Here is a 23,130-nt window from a genome sequence, read left to right as displayed (position 1 = left end):
GCATGCTGAGACTCACGGCGTTGTTCCTGCTCGCATCCCTGGCCACCAGTGGCCAGGCATCGGACTTCTGCAAGGGCGTGGGTCTGTTTGCCCATGCAGGCGCCGCCTACAGGGACCAGGGCAGTACCGAGCAACAAGCAATCTCGGCCGTCGACGCCCGCAGCAGCAAACTCGACCCGGACACTCGATTGATCGCCAGATACTTCGTGCGCTTCGGCTACCGCGGCGACCAAACACCCGATCAGGCATTCGCCAGCGCCGAACTCAAATGCCAGCAGTTCGAAGACGATGGCCAGCACCGAGACGCCATGAAGTAGAGACAAACCCAGTGCCGTGCACTTCTAGTCAAGAGGGCCGGCCAGGCCATTTAGGCCGCCGTTGATCCTACGGGTGATGTCTTCGAAGACAAGTTCGTTGAGACCGTGGGAACTCCACTACTAACCTACCGAGCGATGAGTCCCTTCGGCGACGCGAAACACCGCTCCGACCAATGGCAACGCCAGCGGCAGCGAAAGGTTGAACGAGTGCACAACACACTCCTCTACCGAGTGAGACCACTGCCTGGTCTCCTTGAGAGGTGATGTATGAACCAGACACAAAACCAAAATGCTGGTCAGAACCCCAACGACCCCAGCAAACAAAGCCCCAACGATCCGCATCGGCAGAATCCGAACGATCCGATGCGTCGCCATAACGAAGAAGAGGAAGAGGATCCGGGCACAGGCAGCCCCCAGAAGCCAGTCGAGAAGTAGCGCGGTCAGAAGCCTGAATAACCCCTCGACACTCCTCAACCGAGACCCGGCTATATGCCGGGTTTCTTACGTCAAGATTTCAGCAGCCAACCCTTCCACTGCACTCGCGGCGCGGCAGCGCTCAGTTCTTTCTGGGTGTAGACCGGAGATACAGCAGCGTCGCCGTCAACACGACGAGGACATAGGCAAATATCTCTCCCCAGAACACAGCTCTTTGGCGCCATACGACCTTGGCGCTGAAATCCTCGTTCAGCCGCCTGGCTTCTTCCATTGCAGCTCCGCCATTCTTTAAACCGGCGTCCAGTTTCGCCACGAAGGCGACCCTCTCCTCGTCAGAGCTGAACACCGCTCTGGGAAACTGCTTCATTAGAACGCCACCTACGCCGCCGATCAGCACTGTGCAGAAGACCAGCAAGCTGAGCAGCAGAAACACCTTCACGAATCGCATCACCGCCATCCCTAAGCAGCGCAAAAGATCGCCGAGTCTACGACAACAGCGCGGCGGCGCTCTACCAGCCGCTGCAACTCCTCCCGGAGGCAAGGTCTAGAGGCAAAAGCACCGTGTCCATCACCACAGAAAACGGCATATCAAGGAAGATCAAGGGGCCGGCGACATCCCAAGATTTCGCGTCCAGCTGAACCCCCACATAGGGGCATGGACCGAACATATGCCCCAGCGAACTCGCACAGCCATTCGTGCTGAGCACCACAACAGCAAGCCCCATCGCCCTGCACCACATCCGCATCTAAATCCGCTCCTTGGTTGGAGCGGGAACCCTGACGGCCTGCCAACGCCGCCGCAATAGGACGTTTCCCAAACATCAGCGAGGCGGCGCTCGACCTGGAGAGACCATGACACCCCGCTCACCAGATTCTGGTCGGCGACAGCCTGGAGCTGATCCGGACAATGCCTGAGCGCTCGGTGCACTGCTGCATCACTAGCCCACCCTATTACGGTCTCCGAGACTACGGGGTGGAGGGCCAGATCGGTCTTGAGGAGACGCCGGCCGAGTTCATCACGCGGCTGGTTGAGGTGTTCCGCGAAGTGCGGCGGGCGCTCCGGGACGACGGTGCCTGCTGGGTGAATATGGGCGACAGCTACGCCGGTAGCTGGGGCGCGCAGGGGCGCCCGCAAGGAAATGACCAGACATCGGGGCGCAGCGCCGCCTCCGCTCGCCATCACCGCGTTCGACGGCAACGACGCCGAGCGCGTGCTGCGGATCATCACCAGCCAGGAGGGGCGCAAGCTCAGCCAGTTGGAGCTCGCCGAGGGCTACAAGCGCCTCGCCGCCTTCGGCTGGAGCAACGAGCAGATCGCAAAGAAGATGGGCCGCACCCGCCAGCACGTCAACCAGGTGATGGTCATCGGCAACGCGAACACCGACGTGCAACGCATGGTTGCCTCCGGCGAGGTGGTAGCCACTACGGCAGTCAAGGCTGTGCGCCAGCACGGCGAGAAGGCCGGCAAGGTGCTCGGCGACAAGCTGAAGCAGGTTCAGGTAGCCGGCGGGTCGAAGGTCACCCCCAAGGCCATCCGTGATCCGCAGGTGCCGCGCGCGCTACTCGACGACATGCACAGGCTCTGCAAATCGATTGCGGAGTCCTTCCCACCTCAAGTGCGCGCCGCGATCGGCGAAGGTGCCGAGGTGATCACCCTGACCATGAAAGCCAGCCAGGTTGAAAGGCTGGTCGACCTGGTCCGCGCTGCAGACGAAGCACTTACCGAGGCTGAGTCGTGATGACGATGCACGGAGCCAACGTCCAAGCCAGGACGCAGCCCTTCCCTCAAATCAGCCGCCTTGGCACACCCGGCGCCCAACGCTGGGCCACAGTCAGCAGCTACGCGAAAACGCTGCATGTCCTCAGCCGCTGGCAGCCTGGCTGCGGGCTCACTCCGGACACCGACAACTTCGAAAGCCTCGATGCCGCCAAGCGCGCCGGCGAGGGATGGGTGAGAGAGCGTTAAGCTCCACATCTCCCCCAGATAGACCAACTACAGGTCGTTGCGCATCCGGATTTTTCTTCTCCCTCGCAGCTTCCATCAGCTCCTGCTCACGAAGGACATGATGTCTTTTCAGGGCCCGCCGAAACCAATAGTAAGCAGCAACGACACCGGCCAAAAGAAAACTGACGGCCCAGTATCCTCCGACCGCCATGGACTGTTCTGGATGCATTTCCCGATCCGGCGGAACCGATAATAGCGCGAACTTGATAGCCGCCAAGACACAAATCAGCAGCAGACTGACACCGTCCCGATCTCGAACGCCTCTCCACATCAGCCATGCCGGGGCAAAAGTGATCGGAAGTAAGATCGGCGCCATCACGACAAGCGTGGCTACCCAAGAGTCATCGTAAGCGGCCACCCGAATCAGAATGTAAGAGCTGCACAGCCCCATTGCTGCAACCAACAGCATGTTGATCAGCCGACCCAGCTTCTTCACGGCTTTCCCTCGCCTGACTCGAATCACTGCATTGAAGGTGGGCAGCGGGCCCCTAGCCGGAGTAACCGCCAAAGGGACCGTAAACGACCTGGCCGGCGGCCATTGCCTCCTCGAAGGCCTTCTGTGAAATCAGCTGGCTAGCCTGCTCCGGCCATTTATCGCCCTTGTACTGCTCCCAATCGCTGATGTCGAGCAAGTGGGCAGATACCAAGTCCTCAGGGTACAGGCCGTCACTCGCGAGGTGATTGACGGCCTTCTCGGCGGCCACCTCCGCCGTCGCTCCAGTGGCAAAGCAAGAGACGTAAGCGGCACCCATGGCCGGCGGCATGATCGAGTTTTCGCTGGGCAGAACCTTGAAGGCAATGATGAAGGCCTGAGACATCGACTGTTCCCTAGTTCGAAATTAGACGCAGCAGATTACACGGAGGACGCAGCCATGTAACCGACAGCCATGGCAGCTCTGCAACAAGCCGGGCGAGCCGCGAAACACTCACATACGGCGGTGTTTGTGAGAAGGAAAGGCCGGACGATCCGGCCTTTCACTTCACTTACGAGCAGTCCAGTTGCAGACCTCTGCAGTGTTTCCTTGGGTGAAGGTGCCTTGCATGGATGTGGGGCCGGTAATTGTCCCTGAGTACGTCGACGTGTTCCCCAGCCAGTGGCTGCCATGAACCGTAATGCTCGTACCCTCCACAATCCCTGAATCGATCGAGTGATTCGGAAGACTTCCTGACACTCGATAGCGTCCCTCACCAGCCTTGGTGAGAGTAATGCTGGAAGAACCGCTACCCCACGAGCAGGTACCGGTGAGCGACCAAGTACCGGAGTAATCGACGTCGGCAGGCTTTTCCTGCTGCTGATCAGCCTTCCCGGGTTTGGTGCCTTGCTCTCCTCCGACCTGCTTGCAGACTTTGCAGCTCTCAATTTTCACGTTCTCGCGAAAGATCGGCTTGAGCCCATAGGTGCTGTCGGACGCCGTATTCCCTTGGCTGAGCACAGTGAAGTAAGGCGTGCTGTCGATGTAGTAATCGACCTTCGAGCAGATGGGCGACGATGACGTGATCGTCAGCTCGGCACCATACGAACCCTTCGTTGACTCAGTCGGCTTCACAGAGATGCTGGCAGCGCATGAGCCCACGATCTGCGAGCAATCACAGTTGTACCCAGCCGCAAACGCGCTTCCTGCAATGGTCGCAAGCCCAGAGGCGACCAGCATTTTCAGACCAGTTTTTATCATTTGTCCCCTCCCCGGGAATGTCCGCCGAAGCATATGCGGGAACTGGCACTTTCACATCACTCAAACGGATGAAAACTTGTCGATGAGGTGATCTCCATGCAACAGCTGAACATTCACCCGAAGCTGGCCCAGCTCCTGGTCCAGTCCGCCGCCGCCCGCGCTGCCTTCGAGGAACGCCGCACCATCGTGGTCGAGAAGCCGGCCTACCAGATCCGCCCGACTGGTCGCGGCTTCTTCCACATCATCGACACCGCCACCGAGAAGGCCGCCGGCTTCCGCCGCTCCTACGGTGAGGCCATGGCCTACGCCGAGCGCCTGACCATCCGCAAGCGGGATGACATAGGAGCGGAAGGCTGATGGACAGGAACGACCTGGCGGGAGCCGTGGCGGCCTTTCTCGCCGGTAGTGGAGAAGTGCTGCAGCTCGACGGATTCACCGGTACAGCGCCCCACCGCCAGCGGCGCGAGGTGAAGCAGTCTCCCAGGCCCCTGAAGCGCAAGCGTGGGATGCCGAAGAAACACAAGATGACCATCGAGGCAGAGCAGGTGCTGATTGCTCAGATCAAACAGGCCGCGCTCGGCGGGCTCACCCAGCAGGCAACCTACCAGGCCTTGGGCATCAGCCAGACCCTGTTCGTGGCGCTCTGCTTCGAGAACCACACCAAGTTCATTCCCCCGGCTGATGCCAGGCAGACCGCCAACAAGAAGAAGGCGATCGAGTGCCGGGCGAAGCGGGACCAGTTGGCGCCCAAGGTTTCCGAGTATGCGCACCTGGGAGTCCTTGCTTGCTCGGTCCTACTGAAGATCAGCGACAGGCACGTTCGCAGGATCACCAGAGAAAACGGCATCGCCATGAAGGGGATGAAGTGATGGCCAAGTCTCAGCAAGAACGCTCAGCGGCAGCCGCTGCGAAGCGCCAGCGCCTGGACGAGACGGAGCTGCGCCACCGGGTGCGCCGCGGTACCCGCACCATGCTGGAGTGCCTGATGCGCTGGCACGGAATCGAGGAACAGGCCGAGGCGATCCAACTGCTGATCATGCATGCGCATGACCTGGGCCCGGAAGGGTCGGCGCCCCTCCTCGCTATCCCGCGCCACGATTTCACACCATCCGAATTTGTGGCGCGCCAGCTCGACAGGCTCGGCCGGCAAGAGGCCGAACGCCTCGACAGGCTAGACGATAGCGCCTGCCGCTAGCCTTCTACCCAGGACTCCGTCCACGGCGCTGCGGTCAGCTCGACCCTGAGCCATTCCGCCTCGCACTCAAGGCAACGAGCTCGGGTGTATCGTTTTCCGATTGGCTCCCGCTCAACGCAAATGTCCACCACCATGCCGTGCACGCGACGTGCCGCCTGGTTGGGTTCGCTTGCCATCAGTAAGCACGCTTCGCACCGCTCCATTTCCCACTCACCATGAACCGATAGCGACAGGCTAATCCGGTTCCTCCTCTATTCCAATCCGTAGCCATCCGCTGCACTCGCGGCGCGGCGGGCTACTTCCTGAAGAGCTTCGCCAGGAAGAGCCAGAATCGGGATGGCTTTGAGGCCTCGCGCCAACGCTGGGTAGCTAACTCAAGCGCTTCCTGGCGAGTTTTCAACTGCGGGAGGAAGTCGGGCGAGTTCTCGTCATTACTTTCAACGAACTCATCCAGGGCTCGGATCTTCGCGTTGACTTCGGCATACAACCGGTCCGACTCAGCCATTTCCTTGGCGTTCATGCTGACTCCGTGTTAGCGCGTTTCGGCGTGGATCGGAGATAGAGCAGCATCGCCGTCAGCACGACAAGGGCGTAGGCCGCGACTTGCCCCCAGAACAGAAGCCTGTAGCGCGGCACAACCCGCTCTGAATACTCCAGCTGAAGGCGCTTTGCCTCCTCAAACCCAACGCTCTCGTCCTTCAGGGCTGACTCCACTTTCGTCGCGAAGGCAGCAGCCTCCTCCCTGGAGCCGAAGACCGAAATGGGGATCTTCTTTCTGATTTCCTCGCCGGCCGCATCGATGAACATCACGCAGAAGCCGAACAGCCCAAGCAGCAGAAACACCTTCACGAAAGAGCAGAAGAAATACCACCTTTCGATTTCATTGCGCCACTACAGCTCGCTGCGCTTACTCCCGACTCTTTGGAAGAAGTCAGGGAAGCGGCGCCGGACTGCGGGGACATCGCGAAGGCCATAGATCACGAAGTACGAGCCGAACAGGGCTATCAGTCCTTTGATATGCCAATCGTCCGCGAATAGCCCCAGAGTTATGATCATCAGGCCGAACAGAACCGTTATTGCTTTCATCCCTGAATTCCTCGATGTGGTGCGTCGCACCCTATCCCACCCTCTTTCGCTGCGCCACCACGGCGCGAGGACTCGTCATGCCCGAACAAACCCTCAAGGCCTGCCAGGTAGGCGACAACGACATCGTGGCCGCCTACGACGAGGCCGGCGCAATCAAGGTGCTGTGCGACTACTGCGGCTATCCAGACAACGAGTACACGTCGGAGGAGGTGCAACTGGTCGGCGACCGCTATCTGGATTCGCGCGAAGCCTTTGATACCGACGAAGGCAAGGTCGTAAAGGTCGACAAGACGCTGCGCGAAGAGATGGCCGAACTGACCGAGCCCGCCTACCTGTGCGGGTGGGAGTGATCATGCAGCGAATCTACCTCGCCGGCCCCATGACCGGCCTGCCGGAGTTCAACTACCCGGCCTTCCACGCCGAGGCCACGCGCCTGCGCCAGCTCGGCTACCACGTCGAGAACCCCGCCGAGAACAACGCACCAGCCGACACCTCCGGGTCCGGCTACCTGCGCTTGGCCCTGGCCCAACTGATCACCTGCGACTCGATCGCCATGCTACCGGGCTGGCACAACTCCGAAGGCGCCCGCCTCGAGTGTCACGTCGCCAGCAAGCTGGGAATGCAGGTATTCACCGCCAGCCAGATCACCGAACCAGCAAGGAGCGCAGCATGAAAGTCGACGCAATCCAGGTCACGAAGTTGACCATCACCGGCGCCGACCGCCTGGACCCCATCACGGTGTTTATCGAGGACTTGGGCGGGCGCAACGTCAAACTGCCCGACAACCCCGACTACATCACCCGCGCCGGCAAGATCACCATCGAGTGCTTCGGCGACTCCTGGTCCGCGTATTGGGGAAGCATGGGGCCTGGCTTCGTGTCCCAATTCGTTACCGGCGCGAGCGTCGACTACCTGGTCGGCTGCCTCGCACGCGGCGCTGAGATCGACCGCGAGGTCTTCGACGGAAGGGCCCTAGAGGCTGCCGCCCGCCGCTGCATCCTCGACTGCCGGCGGGCGCACCTCTCAGTAGGAGTGCTTCTCCCTGGACAAGGAGGAAGCGCGAGAGCTGTACGACGCGGCGGACAATCTGTCGAACTTCGAAACCGGCGAAGAGCTGATTTACAGCGCCGAAGCCAGCGAGCTGCTGACCAAGCTGTTCGGCGAGGAATGGCACTACGCGGTCAGCGAGCACGCCATGGTCCCTCACCCAAAGCGCCAGTACCTGGCCCGCATCGTCGGTGCGGTGCAGCAGGCGCTGGAGCTCCAGCACCAGAAGGTGGCGGCATGAATCCCCGCATCCTGAAGAAGCTGTGCAAGCGCATCGCGCCGATCCTCCCGAGCATCGGAATCGATACCGAGCAGTTCCCCGCAGTGCGCTGGGACAACTACCACGGGTTCTATGGCGCGTGGGAGCGTAAGGCCCTTCTGCGCCGTAGCACCATCTATCCGTTTGAGAAGGACCGCAAATACATGCCTCGGCACGGGGAGCGCTGGGTAGTTCTCGAATATCCGTGCCACCCACTGAAGGGGACGCCGATGGTTGGCTCAATGCAGGGCTACTACGAGCCGGAGTGGGAAGAGGAATGCACCTGGGTCTCCTTCACCGGCATGGTTTGGAGCACCTTTACCGCTTGGGATGGCGGACCACGGGACGAACACGGCATTCCTGACCCGGTCCTGCCTCGCAAGCGCTTCCGCACCAAGCGGGATTACCTGGCGGCAGTGCCGGAGATGATCGCTCGGCAGCGAGAGTGGGAAGCGGAGTATCGCCGGAAGGTTGCAGCATGACCCGCCCCACCTTCTGCCGCGGCACCGGCCAATGATCCGAGAAATGCGACTGCCTGCGCTGCAGGCCTGCCCTCCAAGATCCACTCCCCCGCGGACGGACGGTATCGCACTGAGATTCTTTCTTCTGATGGCCCGGCTAGCATTCTCAAGATATGCCGCCCACTCGAGGGGAATAGCATGAAGCTCTTCAAGCCTGTGACCATCGGAGTGCTAGCACTTCTGCCCAGCTTTGCTTACACAGCAGAGCTAACTCCCTCGAACAGCCCAGTAATTCATATTCCAAGCGGTATCGATATTCCGAAGCAGCCCAAGCAATTGAAGCCGCACGACTATGCACCAACGGTCCTGCAGGGCAAGCCTGGTGGCCCGTATTACCCAACGCCCGATCCTGATCATGGCGGCGGTTCTGGGAATGCCCCGGACGGGGTGGATGTCCCCAAGCCGAAGGGTCCTGACCCCGTTAAGAACTAGCACCACCTGCTCAGTAAAAAGCCTTGGACAGCGATTATCAGTACGACTATTGGCGTAGTGAACGCAAGGATCACTAGCGCTGGCTGTTGGAACGGCCGTCCGGCGACCCAAAGCGGAAGTGTTGAGCACGCCGAAAGAATCAGCATCACCGCCACAACAAGCTTGCAAACCCGAAGCATGGCAATCAAAGCGTTGTCCATAACCCTCTCCTTGAGTTAACGCACGCTCGTTTCTAACCACATTCTCAGGCCGGCGTATGCAGGCCGCATCCCTATCACCTGTCTGAACCTTCGCCGGCGCCAGCCGGCGTAGAGAGGAGTCGCCCATGGAACCTATCGTTTTCCTCGCGCATGAGGAGGTTTGCCAGCTCACCGGCGCCAGGACGAAGGCCGGCCAGGCACTAGTCTTGAAGCGCAATGGGATCAGGCACACCATCAAGCGTAACGGCTGGCCCTGTGTGCTGGCATCAGCGATCACCGGCACCGTCGAGGTGCGCCAAGAACCGACAGGCTGGAAGCCGCGTAAGGCGGGATGACATGGGAAGACGACCGAAGTACCCCGGCGCGATCACCAGGCTGCGTGAACGCAAACGCGGCAACACTACCTACTACTTCTACGACCTGGGCGGAAAGCCCCGGAAGGAAGTGTCGCTCGGCAAAGACTATGGCCTGGCGATCATGAAGTACGCCGAGCTTGAGCGCTCCAGGACGGCGACCGAGGCCGCAGCAATAGTCATCACCTTCCGCTACGTGGCGGAACGGTACCAGATCGACGTCATCCCGAAGAAGGCTGCCAGCAGCCAGGTAAAGAACATTCAGCAGTTGGCCAAGCTCATGGAGTTCTTCGACGACCCGCCTGGCCCACTGGAGTCCATCCAGCCACAGCACGTCCGCCAGTACCTGAACTGGCGGATGGGTGCCCCAGTCAGCGCAAACCGGGAGAAGGCCCTGCTCAGCCACATCTGAAATTATGCGCGTGACATGGGCTACACCGCCCTTGCCAACCCGTGCACCGGCATCAAGGGGGCCGGGACGTCTACATCGAAGACTCACTATACAAGGCTGTCTATGACGTAGCGGAGATCGGCCTGCGCGATGCGATGGACCTCGCCTACCTCACCGGGCAACGCGTTACCGATACGCGCCTGATGGACGAGCGCGATGTGCGGGATGGGTTTATCTGGGTCAAGCAGGCGAAGACCAAGGCGAAGCGGCGTATTGAGGTAGTTGGGGAGTTGGCAGTATTGCTGGACAGGATCAAGGCGAGGAAAGCCGGCCACAAGGTCAGGTCCACTCGTCTGATTGTTGCTGAGGATGGCTCGCCAATGTCGGCGGCAATGCTGCGGGGACGTTTTGACTCTGCCAGGGAGGCGGCTGGAGTTGAGAAGTCAGCCTTCCAGTTCCGTGACCTTCGGGCGAAGGCAGGTACCGACAAGGCTGAATCGAGCAGCGACATTCTGCAGGCCCGGGACCAGCTCGGCCACACCACGGTGGTGATGACGGAGAAGTACATCCGGGACCGGAAAGGCAAGGCCGTGAAGCCTACTCGGTAGGAATTGCGGAATAACTTCAGGATTGCGGAAATTCACTTGTGCGCCAGTGGTTCCGCAAGTACCTGATTTTAAATGGTGCCCGGAGCCGGACTCGAACCGGCACGCCCAAAGGGCGAGAGATTTTAAGTCTCCTGCGTCTACCGATTTCGCCATCCGGGCGGCAGCGCGTTGCAGTGTTTCCGGGGTAAGCCCGGAAAGGGCAGGACTATATACAGCCCTACTCTCCCCGCGCAAGCTGCTGAAGCTCGCAGTTCCTGCAGCGGGCAGTTAAAGAAAAAGCCCTGTAAATCTTCGATTTACAGGGCTTTTCTATTGGAGGCTGAGGTCGGAATCGAACCGGCGTTCACGGATTTGCAATCCGGTGCATAACCACTCTGCTACTCAGCCATGACACGGATGACTCAAGGCGAATCATCAAAATCTGGAGCGGGAGACGAGTCATGCACTAGAGCGCTAAGTCTCTGTTTCCCAATCACTTTCTCCACTGTGGTGATCAGCGAAGAACTCAATTATAGCCTTGTTTTTCGCCCTCGGCAACAAAGTTCATCCAACCACTTCCACCAGCGTCCAAGGATGATCCATCCACCCGTCGTTACGCCTGATGCGTCCAGCTGCTGAGCGGGTTCGCTATCGAACTCCAACTTGCGACGATCATGACTTGCGCTCGCTCCGCAGGCAGCGCGGGGTGGTGTCGCGTGGACTACCTGGCACCTGGACGGCTGTAGGACACAACCGCCGGCATCGGAACACCGCAAGTACTCATCTTTACATCGCTGCGGCTAACTTCGCCGGAGCGCAACGCGGCGCCAGTGTAGTGGCAGCCAGCCTCAACGAAGGCGTGCAGCAATCCGGTTCATCTGCTCGATCTCCGCGCGCTGGCCATCGGAAATCGCTTGGCATAGGTTGACGAGTTCCGGATCTGAGAGCTGCGCCTCGCGGCACATGAGGATCGCTCCCGAATGGTGCGGGACCATAGACGCGATGAACTGTCGATCGCCGATTCCGGTTTGAGCACGGGTAGCGGCAAAAGAACCGAGTGTGAGAACGGCAAACAAGCCGTACAGCACGAGATTGAGCCGCCGGTTTGGAAACATGCCGGGCATTGTCGCTAGCATGAAGATGCCCATTGGCGCCCACATAGTGACCGCCATGTAGAGCATGTTGAGATTGTTTCTGAAGTCCCTGGCGCCGTCGATCATGCTGAACATTACGAAGTACATGACGACGAGGCCCAACACCATGTTCACCCAGAACTTGGCGTATGGTCGGCCGTGCTTACCCATCTGACCGGATGTGTGATGTTGATGTTCATGGGAATGTTCAGCCATCTCCGTCTCCTATGTGCTGGGGCAACCTGGCAGGGTCACTGGTACTGCGGCAGATACTTTGTCGATATATCAGCATGTGGAGCGATGCATCACTAACCGCTGATTTCCAGTCCCCAACTGGACGTAGGGGCGTCGAACGCTTCAACTCGCTGGTCTTGAACCGTCTGGATATCAGACCATACCAAATCGGTCTTGATGGGCTTTGCGCCACCTATGACGCTGGTACCGTGAGCGCCAATATCGAGCTTGCGTCCTCATCGCTCGATGGGCCGGCAACTGATCGATTCTTGCATATCAAGCAAGACAAGGCCACCTGCGGCGGACGCCAATGGCCTCCTCCGCCTTCGCTTAGGGCATCGCCTCAAGCGTCCGTCGCAGGCCATAACGACACAACAGCCCTTGGGCAAGAAAGGAGCCGGTGATGTAGCGCACCCGAAAGGAGACGAAGACATGCACAAGGACATTTCAACATCAAAGGTGTTCTATCGTCCCATCGAGGCGGCCATCCGATGGGCTGGGTTGCTGCGGTATCTCCCGATGATCCTGGCCACGATCGCGTCACCGCGTGTCCTGCCTCGGTCGCTGAACTGCCCTCGATGGAATGAGTGCCGGCTGCACTCGGAACGTATCTATGACGGCATCCTCAACGGAGAGCTGCCCTACGGCAAGAACGGGATCACGCTCAATGATCCGAACCTGCTCAATTCTCTGGATCTGACTGTTCGCCATGTCGATCTAAAACGCTGGATGCGCACCCACTATCCCGAGCACCGGCCAGGATTTCTGTTCAGCCGTGGCGAACGCATGGCGCATCCTTTCATCACCATGGAAACAGGACAGGCGATCCTCGTGGAGCGGCTGGCCCTTCAGGCCGCGCTTGAACAAGCCCGACGTGAGATGCGAGAACTGCAGGAGCAGCACGACACGCTACTCAAGCAATCCTCGGTGCTGTTGGCATCCAAGCAATGCGAGATCAGCGAACGGGCGGAAACGACCTATCTCAACATCATTGGAGGGATGTTGACGCTGATGCTGAGCCAGTCGCCTTCAGGCGTGCCCTATTCCAGCTTCAAAACGCAGGAGGCCCTTGTCTCTGCATTGGTCGCCCACTACGGCGGCACCATGGGCATCACTGAGCGCACCTTAAACGGAAAGTTCGCCAACGCTAAGAGGTACGTTCGTAGCGCAAGCGCATGAGGTTATCCAGCTTGTATGTGCAATCGCGGAGATTGCATTTGCAATGTCTTTCCGCAGCCAGGTCTATTGAATAGAGGTCACGCCAACAAACGCCACCGAGCGTTCAGGAGTGACCGCCATGTCGCAGACCCCTGTACTCCCGCCGAACGAGCGCCGCATCCTGCGGCTCGATGAAGTCGAAGCGAAGTCCGGCTTCAAACGCGCCCACATCTACAACCTGATGAAGAAGCGCCAGTTCCCTCAGGCGCTGCGCCTGGGCGTGCGCGCTGTCGGCTGGGATTCGATCGAAATCGACCAGTGGATCGCCGAGCGCCTCAACCACCGGACCTGACCCGCTCTCCCGCGGACTTCCCATTCCCAGCCGGAGAGCGCCATGCAGGTCGTGTCCATCATTTCAACGAAGGGCGGCGTCGGCAAGACCACGACGGCCGCCAACCTGGGCGGGCTCGCCGCGGACGCGGGCCTGCGCGTGCTGCTGCTCGATCTCGACGTGCAGCCCACCTTGTCCTCCTACTACGAACTGACCCAGCGCGCGCCGGGCGGCATCTATGAGCTGTTGGCCTTCAACGAGCGCGACCTTGGCCAGCTCGTGTCCCGCACGATCATCGCGGGCCTGGACCTGGTGCTGTCCGACGACCACCGGGGCGAGCTGAACACGTTGTTGCTGCATGCGCCGGATGGCCGCCTGCGGTTGCGGCATCTGCTGCCAGCACTTGCTCCCCTCTACGACCTGGTGCTGATCGACACCCAGGGCGCGCGTTCCGTGCTGCTGGAGATGGCGGTGCTCGCCTCCGATCTCGCGCTGTCGCCCGTCACGCCGGAGATCCTCGCGGCACGCGAGCTGCGGCGCGGCACCATGCAGTTGCTCGAAGACATTGCGCCGTACCGGCACCTGGGCATCGAACCGCCGCCGCTGCACTTGCTCATCAACCGCGTCCACCCGGTGTCCGCCAACGCACGGCTGATCCAGCAGGCCTTGCGCGACCTGTTCCAGGACAGCGCCGGCATCCGCGTGCTCGCCACCGACGTGCCGGCCATAGAAGCGTATCCACGTGCCGCAACGCGCGGCCTGCCGGTGCATCGGGTCGAGCACCGCCAGCCGCCCGGCAGAGTCGCCCCTGCCGCGCTCGACACGATGCGCGCGCTCGCCAGCGAGTTGTTCCCGCAATGGCAGGACCGACTGGCTCAAGTATCCGGCCGCCCGCAGCGACCTCTTGATCCTGGGAGGCCCCATGGCGAACGCACATGAGCTGGCCCGCGGCCACAAGCGGCTGCGCGCCCTGATCGAGTTCGCGGTCGGTGAGGGCTGGCACGTCAAGCGCACGCCGGGCGGGCACCTCAAGTTCACCAAGGCCGGCTGCGCGGCGATCTACACGAGTTCGACAGCGAGTGACCACCGGGCCGAATTGAACGCCCGTGCGCAGATCCGCCGCGCCGAGCGAGAGGCCCGCATGGCGCCGGCCGGCGGTCGTGGGGACTGCGAGGGGTGCGGCCATGGCTGACATGACCTCGCAGGACATGGCAGGCAAGCTGCTCGCGGCCGGCTTCGAGCGCAGCGGCCCAGCGGCTACGGCCTTGAGCGACCCGATCGCGGACACGCCCATGGTCGTGACGCTGGACCAGTTGCGGCCCTACGACCATGACCCGCGCATGAAGCGCAACCCGGCTTACGAGGAAATCAAGGCATCCATCCGCGAGCGCGGCCTGGACGCGGCGCCGGCCATCACGCGCAGGCCCGGCGAGGACCACTACATCATCCGCAACGGCGGCAACACGCGACTGGCGATCCTGCGCGAACTCTGGTCGGAGACCAAGGAAGAACGCTTCTTCCGCATATCGTGCCTGTTCCGACCATGGCCGGAGCGCGGTGAAATCGTCGCGCTGACCGGGCATCTTGCCGAGAACGAACTGCGCGGCGGCCTCACGTTCATCGAGCGCGCGCTCGGCGTCGAGAAAGCACGGGAGTTCTACGAGCAGGAGAGCGGCGCCGCCCTGAGCCAGTCGGAACTGGCCCGCCGCCTGGCGGCCGATGGCTTCCCCGTCCAGCGGTCGCACATCACCCGCATGGCCGACGCGGTGCGCTACCTGCTGCCCGCCATTCCCACTGTGCTCTATGGCGGCCTGGGGCGCCACCAGGTCGAGCGGCTGTCGGTCATGCGCACGGCCTGCAAACGCACCTGGGAGCACTACGCCAAGGACCGTTCGCTGCCGCTGGACTTCGACAGTTTCTTTCAGGAGGTGCTGGCGCAGTTCGACACGCAGGGCGACGAGTTCGCGCCGCAGCGCGTGCAAGACGAGCTGATCGGCCAGATGTCCGAGCTGCTGGGCATCGGCTACGACGTGCTGGCGCTGGACCTGACCGAATCGGAAAGCCGCCACCGGGCGCTGGTCAGTGACCCGACGCCACCTGCGGCGCAGCCGGCGTTGCCTTCGCCCACCGCCGGCACGCCGACTCCGCCGGGCGCAGCATCGTCCATCGCCACGCCTGCAGCGGCGGCCGGTCCTCCACCCGCCAGCCCTCCGGCGTCCGAGCCCACCTTGCGCCACGACGACACGGCGGTTGGCGAAGCGGCCACGGGAAGCCAGCCGGCCGCACCGGGCGATCTGCTTCGCGAGCACATCGTCTCGCCAGCACCGACGACAGAACGGCTCCAATCGATCCAGCGCATGGTCGCCGACCAGTTGGGCGATGCGCTGCCGCCCGACTTCTCGGCGAGCGTGCTGCAGTCCATCCCGGTGCAAGCCGGCGGACTCTATCCGATCTCCGACGTCTGGTACATCGACGCCGGCCTGGACACGCCCGATCGGCTGCGCATCCACATCGCGCAGTTCGCGCGCGAGATCGCCGGGGAGGCAGGCCTGGACGAGTGCATCGAGGATCGCGCCGATGGCATCGGGTTTGCGTGCCGCGCCCGCGGCCAAGCCCCGTCGCCGCTCGGCCGCGCGGTGCTGACGCTGCTCACTTCCCTGACGGGTCAGCCCGTCGCCGAAGCGGGCCTGGACGGCGCGCAGCTCGCCGCCGACCTGCCGACCCTGTTGCACGGCCAGAGCCAAGGCCATGGCAGCGGCGCAAGGCGCTTGAGCGACACGGCGTTGGTCAAGCTCTTTCGGCTGCTGCGCCTCGCCCGGCGTCTGCTGGACCTGGAAGCCGGCACCACGGCGCCCGGGACGTGAGCGAGGGAGGCCGCATGTCCACATCGCATCCGCTCAACCAGGCCGTGATTGCCCAGGCGCTGTATGACCTTCGCAACGGCCAACTGCGCCGCTGCAAGGCCATGGGCTTCGGCGAGGCCGAGCTGGATGCGCTCAAGCACCCCGCGCTGATCAGCGTGCTGGCCAACGCCAGCGTCTCGTGGTGCTCGGTCACGGTCAACCGCGAAGTGCTGCAGCGCCTGCTCAACCAGGCACAGGACGTGGAGAAGGAAATCGCCACGGTCGATCGCATGCTGCGGCTGGGGGCCAGCACGGAGATGGTCAGCCGCTTCTATGGCCTGACCCATCAGGAAGTCGCCCTGCGGCGGGAGATCCTCGGCCTGCCCAAGCGCAAGGGGCGCCACCCCGTCCTGGACGAGACCCAGGACACCGAACTGTGGCGGCAATGGAAAGCCGTGACCAGCAGCAGGAACGTCGATCTGGAGGACGAGACCTCGATTCTCGATGCGGCCATGGACCTGGCCGAGGGCATGTCGCTGCCGCTCTCGGTGGTCTGGGCCGCGATCAGGAACTGGGTCGATCAGGGATTGGGCTAGGCCATGGCCGTGGACGACACCGCCCCACGAGCCCAGCGCCCTGGCCCCATCGCACTCGCCGACCTGTTCGACGCTGCGCTGAAGGACCTCGCGCCCAAGTCCAGCTCTGGCGCTCCCGCGTCCCTGCCTGCTCCAACGCCCACGCCTCCTACGTCCGGCGACGCCTTCCTGTTCAGTGGCAATCGGCACGAGAGCGTGCCGCGGCGGCTGTTCCTCGACCGCCGCCTGACACCGCTGGAGCGCAACGCCTGGCAGGTGTTCCGATTGATGCTCAACGACGATGGCGTCACGGCATTTCCCACCTATGAGCAGTTGCGCCCCTGGCTGGCGTCGATGCCCTGCGCAGGCCAGGCCTCCCATGAGACCGTGGCGCGGGCGCTGACGCTGCTGCGCCTGACGCGCTGGCTGAGCCTCGTGCGACGACGGCGCGACCCCAAGACCGGTCGCATCCTCGGCAACCTCTACGTCCTGCACGACGAACCGCTGACGCCGTTCGAGGCGATGCAACTCGACGCCGACTACCTGGCCCTGGTCAGCCAGTCGCTGGGGCATTCGGCCAAGGCCGTCCAGGTGGTGGGACTCAACACCCTCCAGGAGATCGCGGACGACCCGATGCTGTCCGGACGCACCTTGCCGTCGCGGCTGCAAGTGCTCGCCGAGCGCCTGGCCGACCAGGGCATCACCGCCTCCGAAAGTTATCCACAGGAGGATGCGGTCCACGATTCCGAAGAAGGGCCCGCGAGCCTTCTTCGGAATGGCGATCGCCCATCTTCGGAATCCGAAGCAGGGCCGAAACCCGCGCCAGACGGCGCTCTTCGGAATTCGAAGCAGGACCGTACAGTACGTAGTAGTCGTATTGATGAAGTACGTACTACCGCGCAGGCGCGTGCGCTGGGCGACCTGCAATGGCCCAAGCGCTTCGCGGAACTGAAGGCGGAACAGCAGGCCGGAGCCAAGATGGCGTTGCAGCAGGTGGACGCTGCCCTGCGGCAGGCCGTGCTGGACGAATGGGCCGCACGGTGCGGCAAGCATGGCATCCGCAACCCCGCCGGTTATCTGTTCGGCATCATCCAGCGCGCCATGCGCGGCGAGTTCAATGCCTGGGCCAAGCAGACCGGCCCGGCACCGCCAACACCATCGGCGGCGCGAGCGCCACCAACCGAGCCGCCGCGCAACGTCGTGCCGCCCGAGGTGGCCCGGCAGCACATCGAGCGCCTGCGCGATCTGCTGCGCAAATCCTGAGCACAGGGCTTGTCAAAGCCGTGAAGTAGATCTCCATGGCGGTCGGCAGAAACGGTCCCCTGGGGACGGCTGTGCGGTGAAGCGCCGGGCGACGGCGCGACATGCTGCGCAAAACCTGAGTAGAGCGCATGCAAGACCATGAAGCAGACCTCCATGGCGCTCAACGGAACGGTCCCCTGGGGACGGCTGCGCGGCGAAGGATCGTGTCGAACGGCAGCGCGACGTGCGGTGCAGCACGCATACCGTCAACAACCGAGGACGGGAACGCCGATGTGAGTGCCCATCTGCGGAGCGGTCCCCAGGGGACCGTTGCGCGCTGCGCCGCCAGCGCGCACAGAACCGGGGGTCGGCTCATTTCGGTTTGTTGACTGACTGCCTTCCGCTGCATGCGGATGCTGGCGGCTCCCTGTCCACCAGCGAGCGATCACCATGGCAACCAGCAACGAACCATTGCAACTCAACCTCGGCTCCCTGCGCAGCGCGATGTCGCTGACGCTGCACACCCACCACGCCTCGCGCATCTGGCATGGCCGCGCCGCCGCCGAGGGGCGACCCGGCATCGTCGGCCTGAACGGCTACATCGCCGTGATGAACAAGATGAAGCGCGGCTCGGAGCAGGACGACCCGTACAGCGACTGGTGGATGTTGCGCATCGAGGAAAAGCTCGACCAGACCAGGACCACGTTGCAATCGCTGCGCGAGCAGGTTGACCAGGCACTGGCCGGCGTGCCTGCGGCGTTGAGCCTGGGTGAGAACCTCAACGTGCAGCCGGTGAAGCTCCCCTTGTTCGTGAACGCGCAGCTCGGCTTTGCCGCCGTCTATCTGCTGGCCGACTACGACGACATCGCCCGCAAGCTGATCCTCGCCCACCACACCGCGCTGATCGATCGCTCGACGTTGGAGCGCTGGCTCAACGAAGGTGCCCACGCGCTGCGCAGCCTGTTCAGCCTGGCCCAGCAATACCGCTACTCGGGCTGCACCCGCGACGACTTCGCGGCCAAGAACGCCGCAGCTCGGGCAGCATTGGAGAAGTTCGGCGAACTGCCGCAGGACGTGCTCGAAGGCATGCGCCGCTCGAAGTTTGCGCCGCCCGTCGTGCGCCGTGGTCTGCAACAGCGTGGTGATAGCGCTGCCGCAGCCGCATCTCCCACCGACGAAGGCGCTGCCGCCGATTCGGCCGAGGCCAAGTCCACAGCCGCCGGCGAGGACGAACCGGCATGAGCGACCCGAACCGCGAACCGCGCTACTTCCGTCGTCTGGAACAGCCAGCCTTCATGCGGCTGGAACACGCGGCCTCTCTAAAAGGCCTTTTAAAGCCTTTTAAAGGTAAAGGGGACTTCGAGGCCTGGGCCAGCCAGTGCTTCGCCATGCGCGACGAGTTGATTGCCCTGGCGCAGCGACAGGTGCTGCCACAGGCGTGCGGGCATCCCTTCCACCTGCTTCCCGTCGAGCTGGCCCAGCAGACCACTGGCGCAGGCACGACCTTTCTTCGCTGGCGCAAGCACGATCGATCGGCCATGGGCGTGGCGTTGTGGCAGGAGCTGATGGCGAGCCCCAGCACGCCGGTCAACCTGCTGCACGACCTGCACGAGATCGAACTGCAGCGCGTCATGCTGAACATGCAGATCAGCCTGCTGCACACCCTGGGCAGGCAAGCACAGGAATGCGCCAGCAAGGCCGCGCAGGCGGACAACACCTACCTGCGCCGGCTCGCGTCCGTTCCTGCCGCAGTGCGCGATCGGTGATTGCGCCTGCCATCCGAGCACGCGCCCGAGCCCAACGAGGCACGGGTATTTCAACCACCACGGAGATTCCAACATGAGCACACAATTCATCGGCGAGGGCAACATCGGATCGCCTCCCGAGTACCGCGAATTCCCCAATGGCAACGACGATCCTCGCCGGTTGCTCCGGCTGAACGTGTACTTCGACAACCCCGTCCCCACCAAGGGCGGCGAGTTCGAGGACCGCGGCGGCTTCTGGGCGCCGGTGGAACTCTGGCACCACGACGCCGACCGCTGGCAGCAGCTCTACCAGAAGGGCATGCGGGTGCTGGTCGTCGGCCGCATGGAGCGCGACCCCTGGACGGACAACGAAGATCAGCCGCGTGAGACTTGGCAGGTCAACGCGCGCAGTGTCGGCATCCTGCCGTACCGCATCGAGTCTGTGGCCCTCAGCCCGAAGCCACAGGAGGCAGAGCCGAAGCCCCAGGCCACCCAGGAATCGACGGCGCCGAAAGAGACCAAGCGCAGGAAGTGATCGGGCATGGAGGGCGGCTGCCGCAGTGCTTCGCCGCCCTCCATGCGCTGCGAATTATCCCCAGGGGATAGCTCCACCAACGTCCACCGAGTTCCACGCGCGCTCCCGGAAATCGCGGCTCTCGGCCCGCACACTTCCGGCCACGCACCTTCCCCGCACTCGCCATTTCATCGGCGTGAAAGCGGTCGCTGCCGCATGCGGCTTGTTTGCTGCTGCCAGGGGCTGCGCTCGGCATCCTCGATCCCAGCAACTCCATGAACAACAGGAATCGGGATGGACGGATATGCGGCTGTTCTTGTGCGAGAAGCCCTCCCAGGGCAAAGACATTGGCCGGATTCTCGGCGCCACGCAGCGCGGTGAAGGCTGCCTCAACGGTTCCGGCGTCACGGTCACCTGGTGCATCGGCCATCTCGTGGAGGCGGCGCCGCCCGAGGCCTACGACGAGCAGCTCAAACGATGGTCCGTTGAGCAGTTGCCCATCATTCCCCAGCACTGGCGGGTCGAGGTCAAACCGAAGACCGCCACGCAATTCAAGGTCGTCAAGGCGCTCTTGGCGAAGGCGACTCACCTGGTTATCGCCACCGATGCCGACCGCGAGGGCGAATTGATCGCCCGCGAGATCGTGGAGCTTTGCGGCTACCGCGGCCCCATCGAACGCCTGTGGCTGTCGGCGCTCAACGATGCGTCCATTCGGGCGGCACTGGGCAAGCTGCGGCCTTCGGCCGAGACGCTTTCGATGTACCACTCGGCGCTGGCGCGCTCCCGTGCGGATTGGCTCGTGGGCATGAACCTGAGCCGGCTGTTCACGGTGCTGGGGCGACAGGCGGGTTACGACGGCGTGCTGTCGGTCGGCCGCGTACAGACCCCGACGCTCAAGCTCGTTGTGGACCGCGACCGCGAGATCGCGCGCTTCGTGTCCGTACCATACTGGGCCATCGCCGTGTCCCTGTTCGCAGGCGGTTCGACTTTCGCCGCGCAATGGGTTCCACCCGATGCGTGCACCGACGACGCAGGCCGCTGCCTGCGGCAGCCGGTCGCACAGCAGACCATGCAGCAGATCCGCGCTGCGGGCAGTGCCCACGTCGTGTCGGTGGAGACTGAGCGTGTCCGCGAAGGCCCGCCGCTGCCGTTCGACCTGGGCACCTTGCAGGAAGTGTGTTCCAAGCAGCTTGGGCTGGACGTGCAGGAAACCTTGGAGATTGCCCAAGCCCTGTACGAGACGCACAAGGCCACGACGTACCCCCGCTCGGACTCCGGCTACCTGCCCGAGAGCATGTTTGCCGAAGTGCCCACCGTTCTCGACAGCCTGCTCAAGACCGATCCCTCGCTGCGCTCGATCATGGGCCAGCTCGACCGCTCGCAGCGCTCGCGCGCCTGGAACGATGGCAAGGTCACGGCGCACCACGGCATCATCCCGACGCTCGAACCGGCGAAGCTCTCCGCCATGAGCGAGAAGGAACTGGCCGTGTACAGGCTCATCCGGTCGCATTACCTGGCGCAGTTCCTCCCTCACCACGAGTTCGACCGCACTGTGGCCAAGTTTTCGTGCGGGGGGCAGAACCTGGCGGCCACGGGCAAGCAGGTTGTCATCCCGGGTTGGCGCCAGGTGCTCGCCGAGCCGCAGGCCGAAGACGGTGATGGCGAGGGCGATACTGCGGTCCGCGCCCAGGTGCTGCCCGCGCTGCCGAAACTGTATGAGGGCCTGGCATGCCAGGTGGCCGACGTCGATCTCAAGGCACTCAAGACGCTGCCGCCCAAACCGTACACGCAAGGCGAGTTGGTCAAGTCCATGAAAGGCGTCGCCAAGCTGGTGTCCGATCCCCGCCTGAAGCAGAAGCTCAAGGATACGGTTGGCATCGGCACCGAAGCGACGCGGGCCAACATCATCGGCGGCCTGATCGCTCGCGGCTACCTCGTGAAGAAGGGGCGCGCCATCCGCGCCTCGGATGCGGCTTTCACTTTGATCGATGCCGTGCCTGCGGCGATTGCCGACCCTGGCACCACCGCCGTCTGGGAACAGGCGCTCGACATGATCGAGGCCGGACAGCTCACCCTGGACGTGTTCATCGGCAAGCAGGCCGCGTGGATTTCGCAGTTGATTGCGCAGTACGGCAGCGCCTCCCTGTCCATCAAGGTTCCCCAAGGGCCGGCATGCCCGCAGTGCGGCGCACCCACGCGCCAGCGCAGCGGCAAGAGCGGCCCGTTCTGGTCGTGCAGCCGCTACCCGGACTGCAAAGGCACGCTGCCAGTCGAATCCGGCAGCTCCAAGCGCGGCGCCTCGCGCCCGCGCCGTAGCGGCCGCAAAGGCTCCTGACCGCCCCCGTTCCCCGTGAGCCGTGCCCGCCTTCGGCGGCGTGGCCCCTGTCCCGCACTCCGCCGCATGCCCTGCGGGACGCCCAGCGCGCAACGCCTTCTTGATCCGTGTGCGCGTCCCGCCCAGCCGTCCCCGGCCGCGGGACCTGAAGGTAGCTTCTCTGCGAGCCGCACCACGCGCGTTCTGTTGATCTGCGTTTCTTCCGCCCTCTGCGAAGGGTCTCCCGGTGGCTTGCCAGGCTGCACGAGCCACCGGGAGACCCTTCGTGGTCAGCGGTAATCGGTGCCGGTGCCCGCCGGTGCAAAAACGGGCTCCCTTTGTGCGCGGATGTGCGCCAGACGATGCCGGCCCCAGCCACGACATGGGCCGGGTGTGATTGCTTGATGAGCAGACGGTTCTAGCGACGACCGGGCCTGCCAATCAGCCCACGGGTGGTTCCTCTTTTCTCCCGAGCCGAAGGCCGTTGGGCCTTCGGCGCCATTCTCCTGCCCATCAACGTCCCGGCCCGGCCATTGGCCT

General features: G+C 63.0%; 30 protein-coding genes, 2 tRNA genes and 3 pseudogenes. 24 read left to right on the top strand and 11 right to left on the bottom strand.

Annotated elements, in window-relative coordinates:
• The first annotated feature begins 2 nt into the window (after positions 1-2).
• Positions 3-317, top strand: coding sequence for a hypothetical protein (locus tag N5C91_RS09900; protein WP_279829308.1), 315 nt, complete (start codon positions 3-5; stop codon positions 315-317).
• Between the two features lie 24 nt (positions 318-341).
• Here the strand turns inward: N5C91_RS09900 and N5C91_RS09895 are convergent.
• Positions 342-434, bottom strand: a pseudogene (locus N5C91_RS09895) (glycoside hydrolase family 19 protein); the annotation flags it as partial.
• A gap of 150 nt (positions 435-584) precedes the next feature.
• Here N5C91_RS09895 and N5C91_RS09890 point away from each other — a divergent pair.
• Entirely contained in the window at positions 585-752 is a 168-nt protein-coding gene (locus tag N5C91_RS09890; protein ID WP_236202117.1) for a hypothetical protein, read from the top strand.
• Positions 753-873: 121 nt separating this feature from the next.
• Here the strand turns inward: N5C91_RS09890 and N5C91_RS09885 are convergent, their stop codons facing one another.
• Complete coding sequence (locus tag N5C91_RS09885) at positions 874-1,200, bottom strand: hypothetical protein (RefSeq protein WP_279829306.1); 327 nt, start codon at positions 1,198-1,200, stop codon at positions 874-876.
• 459 nt (positions 1,201-1,659) lie between these two features.
• Between N5C91_RS09885 and N5C91_RS09880 the strand changes: the two are divergent.
• Positions 1,660-1,857 (top strand): annotated as a pseudogene (locus N5C91_RS09880) (DNA methyltransferase); the annotation flags it as partial.
• Between the two features lie 34 nt (positions 1,858-1,891).
• Positions 1,892-2,491: a hypothetical protein gene (locus N5C91_RS09875; RefSeq protein WP_279829572.1), complete on the top strand. Its 600-nt coding sequence runs from the start codon at positions 1,892-1,894 to the stop codon at positions 2,489-2,491.
• 150 nt (positions 2,492-2,641) lie between these two features.
• On the opposite strand, the gene N5C91_RS09870 is transcribed toward N5C91_RS09875, so the two are convergent.
• From N5C91_RS09870 to N5C91_RS09860, 3 genes are all read right to left on the bottom strand, one after another.
• Positions 2,642-3,193: a hypothetical protein gene (locus N5C91_RS09870; protein ID WP_279829304.1), complete on the bottom strand. Its 552-nt coding sequence runs from the start codon at positions 3,191-3,193 to the stop codon at positions 2,642-2,644.
• Positions 3,194-3,245: 52 nt separating this feature from the next.
• Positions 3,246-3,575 carry a hypothetical protein gene (locus tag N5C91_RS09865; protein WP_279829302.1) on the bottom strand — a complete coding sequence of 110 codons (330 nt, stop codon included), beginning with the start codon at positions 3,573-3,575 and terminating at the stop codon, positions 3,246-3,248.
• Positions 3,576-3,737: 162 nt separating this feature from the next.
• The gene (locus tag N5C91_RS09860; RefSeq protein ID WP_279829301.1) at positions 3,738-4,430 is read right to left on the bottom strand and encodes a hypothetical protein; all 693 of its coding nucleotides are present in this window, start codon (positions 4,428-4,430) and stop codon (positions 3,738-3,740) included.
• 96 nt (positions 4,431-4,526) lie between these two features.
• Between N5C91_RS09860 and N5C91_RS09855 the strand changes: the two genes are divergently transcribed.
• From N5C91_RS09855 to N5C91_RS09845, 3 genes are read left to right on the top strand one after another with little or no spacing between them, the layout of a single operon-like run.
• The gene (locus N5C91_RS09855) at positions 4,527-4,787 is read left to right on the top strand and encodes a hypothetical protein (protein ID WP_279829300.1); all 261 of its coding nucleotides are present in this window, start codon (positions 4,527-4,529) and stop codon (positions 4,785-4,787) included.
• Complete coding sequence (locus N5C91_RS09850; protein WP_279829299.1) at positions 4,787-5,299, top strand: hypothetical protein; 513 nt, start codon at positions 4,787-4,789, stop codon at positions 5,297-5,299. The genes N5C91_RS09855 and N5C91_RS09850 overlap by 1 nt, the downstream gene beginning before the upstream one ends.
• Positions 5,299-5,625, top strand: a complete 327-nt coding sequence (locus N5C91_RS09845; protein WP_279829298.1) for a hypothetical protein — start codon at positions 5,299-5,301, stop codon at positions 5,623-5,625. Before N5C91_RS09850 ends, N5C91_RS09845 begins: the two co-directional genes overlap by 1 nt.
• Before the next feature lie 295 nt (positions 5,626-5,920).
• Here the strand turns inward: N5C91_RS09845 and N5C91_RS09840 are convergent, their stop codons facing one another.
• From N5C91_RS09840 to N5C91_RS09830, 3 genes are read right to left on the bottom strand one after another with little or no spacing between them, the layout of a single operon-like run.
• Positions 5,921-6,145: a hypothetical protein gene (locus N5C91_RS09840; RefSeq protein WP_279829296.1), complete on the bottom strand. Its 225-nt coding sequence runs from the start codon at positions 6,143-6,145 to the stop codon at positions 5,921-5,923.
• The gene (locus N5C91_RS09835; protein ID WP_279829295.1) at positions 6,142-6,474 is read right to left on the bottom strand and encodes a hypothetical protein; all 333 of its coding nucleotides are present in this window, start codon (positions 6,472-6,474) and stop codon (positions 6,142-6,144) included. The genes N5C91_RS09840 and N5C91_RS09835 overlap by 4 nt, the downstream gene beginning before the upstream one ends.
• Positions 6,475-6,516: 42 nt before the next feature.
• Positions 6,517-6,711, bottom strand: a complete 195-nt coding sequence (locus N5C91_RS09830; RefSeq protein ID WP_279829294.1) for a hypothetical protein — start codon at positions 6,709-6,711, stop codon at positions 6,517-6,519.
• A gap of 77 nt (positions 6,712-6,788) precedes the next feature.
• Between N5C91_RS09830 and N5C91_RS09825 the strand changes: the two genes are divergently transcribed.
• From N5C91_RS09825 to N5C91_RS09800, 6 genes and pseudogenes are all read left to right on the top strand, one after another.
• Complete coding sequence (locus N5C91_RS09825) at positions 6,789-7,061, top strand: hypothetical protein (RefSeq protein ID WP_279829293.1); 273 nt, start codon at positions 6,789-6,791, stop codon at positions 7,059-7,061.
• 2 nt (positions 7,062-7,063) lie between these two features.
• Complete coding sequence (locus tag N5C91_RS09820; protein WP_279829292.1) at positions 7,064-7,384, top strand: DUF4406 domain-containing protein; 321 nt, start codon at positions 7,064-7,066, stop codon at positions 7,382-7,384.
• A gap of 611 nt (positions 7,385-7,995) precedes the next feature.
• Positions 7,996-8,499, top strand: a complete 504-nt coding sequence (locus tag N5C91_RS09815; protein ID WP_279829290.1) for a hypothetical protein — start codon at positions 7,996-7,998, stop codon at positions 8,497-8,499.
• A 177-nt stretch (positions 8,500-8,676) separates the two neighbouring features.
• Positions 8,677-8,970, top strand: a complete 294-nt coding sequence (locus tag N5C91_RS09810) for a hypothetical protein (RefSeq protein ID WP_279829289.1) — start codon at positions 8,677-8,679, stop codon at positions 8,968-8,970.
• Between the two features lie 325 nt (positions 8,971-9,295).
• Positions 9,296-9,505 (top strand): DUF4224 domain-containing protein, encoded by a 210-nt coding sequence (locus N5C91_RS09805; RefSeq protein ID WP_279829287.1) that lies wholly within the window; start codon positions 9,296-9,298, stop codon positions 9,503-9,505.
• A gap of 1 nt (position 9,506) precedes the next feature.
• Positions 9,507-10,522, top strand: a pseudogene (locus N5C91_RS09800) (tyrosine-type recombinase/integrase).
• A gap of 73 nt (positions 10,523-10,595) precedes the next feature.
• Here the strand turns inward: N5C91_RS09800 and N5C91_RS09795 are convergent.
• From N5C91_RS09795 to N5C91_RS09785, 3 genes are all read right to left on the bottom strand, one after another.
• Positions 10,596-10,681: transfer RNA gene (locus N5C91_RS09795), tRNA-Leu, on the bottom strand.
• A 154-nt stretch (positions 10,682-10,835) separates the two neighbouring features.
• Positions 10,836-10,909 (bottom strand) — tRNA-Cys (locus tag N5C91_RS09790).
• Between the two features lie 440 nt (positions 10,910-11,349).
• Positions 11,350-11,850 carry a DUF305 domain-containing protein gene (locus N5C91_RS09785; RefSeq protein WP_003098996.1) on the bottom strand — a complete coding sequence of 167 codons (501 nt, stop codon included), beginning with the start codon at positions 11,848-11,850 and terminating at the stop codon, positions 11,350-11,352.
• A gap of 450 nt (positions 11,851-12,300) precedes the next feature.
• Between N5C91_RS09785 and N5C91_RS09780 the strand changes: the two genes are divergently transcribed.
• The 11 genes from N5C91_RS09780 (at position 12,301) to N5C91_RS09730 (ending at position 22,611) form a co-directional block, all read left to right on the top strand.
• Positions 12,301-13,047, top strand: coding sequence for a hypothetical protein (locus N5C91_RS09780; RefSeq protein ID WP_003098991.1), 747 nt, complete (start codon positions 12,301-12,303; stop codon positions 13,045-13,047).
• Between the two features lie 118 nt (positions 13,048-13,165).
• Positions 13,166-13,378 (top strand): AlpA family transcriptional regulator, encoded by a 213-nt coding sequence (locus N5C91_RS09775; protein ID WP_003090093.1) that lies wholly within the window; start codon positions 13,166-13,168, stop codon positions 13,376-13,378.
• Positions 13,379-13,420: 42 nt separating this feature from the next.
• A complete protein-coding gene (locus N5C91_RS09770; protein WP_003098988.1) occupies positions 13,421-14,296 on the top strand; it encodes a ParA family protein in 876 nt (291 codons plus the stop codon).
• Complete coding sequence (locus N5C91_RS09765; protein WP_003050422.1) at positions 14,280-14,549, top strand: hypothetical protein; 270 nt, start codon at positions 14,280-14,282, stop codon at positions 14,547-14,549. Before N5C91_RS09770 ends, N5C91_RS09765 begins: the two co-directional genes overlap by 17 nt.
• Entirely contained in the window at positions 14,542-16,221 is a 1,680-nt protein-coding gene (locus tag N5C91_RS09760) for a ParB family protein (RefSeq protein WP_004350508.1), read from the top strand. Before N5C91_RS09765 ends, N5C91_RS09760 begins: the two co-directional genes overlap by 8 nt.
• Before the next feature lie 14 nt (positions 16,222-16,235).
• Positions 16,236-16,796, top strand: coding sequence for a DUF2857 domain-containing protein (locus N5C91_RS09755; protein WP_003090097.1), 561 nt, complete (start codon positions 16,236-16,238; stop codon positions 16,794-16,796).
• Positions 16,797-16,799: 3 nt separating this feature from the next.
• Positions 16,800-18,038: an STY4528 family pathogenicity island replication protein gene (locus N5C91_RS09750; RefSeq protein ID WP_003116837.1), complete on the top strand. Its 1,239-nt coding sequence runs from the start codon at positions 16,800-16,802 to the stop codon at positions 18,036-18,038.
• Positions 18,039-18,467: 429 nt separating this feature from the next.
• Positions 18,468-19,259, top strand: coding sequence for a PFL_4669 family integrating conjugative element protein (locus N5C91_RS09745; RefSeq protein WP_003116836.1), 792 nt, complete (start codon positions 18,468-18,470; stop codon positions 19,257-19,259).
• Positions 19,256-19,783, top strand: coding sequence for a DUF3158 family protein (locus N5C91_RS09740; protein ID WP_003098978.1), 528 nt, complete (start codon positions 19,256-19,258; stop codon positions 19,781-19,783). Before N5C91_RS09745 ends, N5C91_RS09740 begins: the two co-directional genes overlap by 4 nt.
• A gap of 73 nt (positions 19,784-19,856) precedes the next feature.
• On the top strand, positions 19,857-20,297 hold the full coding sequence (locus N5C91_RS09735) for a single-stranded DNA-binding protein (RefSeq protein ID WP_003098976.1): 441 nt from the start codon (positions 19,857-19,859) through the stop codon (positions 20,295-20,297).
• A gap of 283 nt (positions 20,298-20,580) precedes the next feature.
• Positions 20,581-22,611 (top strand): DNA topoisomerase III, encoded by a 2,031-nt coding sequence (locus N5C91_RS09730; protein ID WP_003116834.1) that lies wholly within the window; start codon positions 20,581-20,583, stop codon positions 22,609-22,611.
• Positions 22,612-23,130: the final 519 nt, after the last annotated feature.

Source organism: Pseudomonas sp. GD03903 (assembly GCF_029840045.1).
GTDB classification, from domain to species: Bacteria; Pseudomonadota; Gammaproteobacteria; order Pseudomonadales; family Pseudomonadaceae; genus Pseudomonas; species Pseudomonas pseudonitroreducens.
This window is presented reverse-complemented; position numbering and strand designations above follow the sequence as displayed.

Bases quoted from the DNA above. Each gene is read 5' to 3' on its own strand.
- N5C91_RS09900 (WP_279829308.1), top strand. From the start codon at position 3: ATGCTGAGACTCACGGCGTTGTTCCTGCTCGCATCCCTGGCCACCAGT.
- N5C91_RS09890 (WP_236202117.1), top strand. From the start codon at position 585: ATGAACCAGACACAAAACCAAAATGCTGGTCAGAACCCCAACGACCCC.
- N5C91_RS09885 (WP_279829306.1), bottom strand. From the start codon at position 1,200: ATGCGATTCGTGAAGGTGTTTCTGCTGCTCAGCTTGCTGGTCTTCTGC.
- N5C91_RS09875 (WP_279829572.1), top strand. From the start codon at position 1,892: ATGACCAGACATCGGGGCGCAGCGCCGCCTCCGCTCGCCATCACCGCG.
- N5C91_RS09865 (WP_279829302.1), bottom strand. From the start codon at position 3,575: ATGTCTCAGGCCTTCATCATTGCCTTCAAGGTTCTGCCCAGCGAAAAC.
- N5C91_RS09860 (WP_279829301.1), bottom strand. From the start codon at position 4,430: ATGATAAAAACTGGTCTGAAAATGCTGGTCGCCTCTGGGCTTGCGACC.
- N5C91_RS09855 (WP_279829300.1), top strand. From the start codon at position 4,527: ATGCAACAGCTGAACATTCACCCGAAGCTGGCCCAGCTCCTGGTCCAG.
- N5C91_RS09850 (WP_279829299.1), top strand. From the start codon at position 4,787: ATGGACAGGAACGACCTGGCGGGAGCCGTGGCGGCCTTTCTCGCCGGT.
- N5C91_RS09845 (WP_279829298.1), top strand. From the start codon at position 5,299: ATGGCCAAGTCTCAGCAAGAACGCTCAGCGGCAGCCGCTGCGAAGCGC.
- N5C91_RS09840 (WP_279829296.1), bottom strand. From the start codon at position 6,145: ATGAACGCCAAGGAAATGGCTGAGTCGGACCGGTTGTATGCCGAAGTC.
- N5C91_RS09830 (WP_279829294.1), bottom strand. From the start codon at position 6,711: ATGAAAGCAATAACGGTTCTGTTCGGCCTGATGATCATAACTCTGGGG.
- N5C91_RS09825 (WP_279829293.1), top strand. From the start codon at position 6,789: ATGCCCGAACAAACCCTCAAGGCCTGCCAGGTAGGCGACAACGACATC.
- N5C91_RS09820 (WP_279829292.1), top strand. From the start codon at position 7,064: ATGCAGCGAATCTACCTCGCCGGCCCCATGACCGGCCTGCCGGAGTTC.
- N5C91_RS09815 (WP_279829290.1), top strand. From the start codon at position 7,996: ATGAATCCCCGCATCCTGAAGAAGCTGTGCAAGCGCATCGCGCCGATC.
- N5C91_RS09810 (WP_279829289.1), top strand. From the start codon at position 8,677: ATGAAGCTCTTCAAGCCTGTGACCATCGGAGTGCTAGCACTTCTGCCC.
- N5C91_RS09805 (WP_279829287.1), top strand. From the start codon at position 9,296: ATGGAACCTATCGTTTTCCTCGCGCATGAGGAGGTTTGCCAGCTCACC.
- N5C91_RS09785 (WP_003098996.1), bottom strand. From the start codon at position 11,850: ATGGCTGAACATTCCCATGAACATCAACATCACACATCCGGTCAGATG.
- N5C91_RS09780 (WP_003098991.1), top strand. From the start codon at position 12,301: ATGCACAAGGACATTTCAACATCAAAGGTGTTCTATCGTCCCATCGAG.
- N5C91_RS09775 (WP_003090093.1), top strand. From the start codon at position 13,166: ATGTCGCAGACCCCTGTACTCCCGCCGAACGAGCGCCGCATCCTGCGG.
- N5C91_RS09770 (WP_003098988.1), top strand. From the start codon at position 13,421: ATGCAGGTCGTGTCCATCATTTCAACGAAGGGCGGCGTCGGCAAGACC.
- N5C91_RS09765 (WP_003050422.1), top strand. From the start codon at position 14,280: ATGGCGAACGCACATGAGCTGGCCCGCGGCCACAAGCGGCTGCGCGCC.
- N5C91_RS09760 (WP_004350508.1), top strand. From the start codon at position 14,542: ATGGCTGACATGACCTCGCAGGACATGGCAGGCAAGCTGCTCGCGGCC.
- N5C91_RS09755 (WP_003090097.1), top strand. From the start codon at position 16,236: ATGTCCACATCGCATCCGCTCAACCAGGCCGTGATTGCCCAGGCGCTG.
- N5C91_RS09750 (WP_003116837.1), top strand. From the start codon at position 16,800: ATGGCCGTGGACGACACCGCCCCACGAGCCCAGCGCCCTGGCCCCATC.
- N5C91_RS09745 (WP_003116836.1), top strand. From the start codon at position 18,468: ATGGCAACCAGCAACGAACCATTGCAACTCAACCTCGGCTCCCTGCGC.
- N5C91_RS09740 (WP_003098978.1), top strand. From the start codon at position 19,256: ATGAGCGACCCGAACCGCGAACCGCGCTACTTCCGTCGTCTGGAACAG.
- N5C91_RS09735 (WP_003098976.1), top strand. From the start codon at position 19,857: ATGAGCACACAATTCATCGGCGAGGGCAACATCGGATCGCCTCCCGAG.
- N5C91_RS09730 (WP_003116834.1), top strand. From the start codon at position 20,581: ATGCGGCTGTTCTTGTGCGAGAAGCCCTCCCAGGGCAAAGACATTGGC.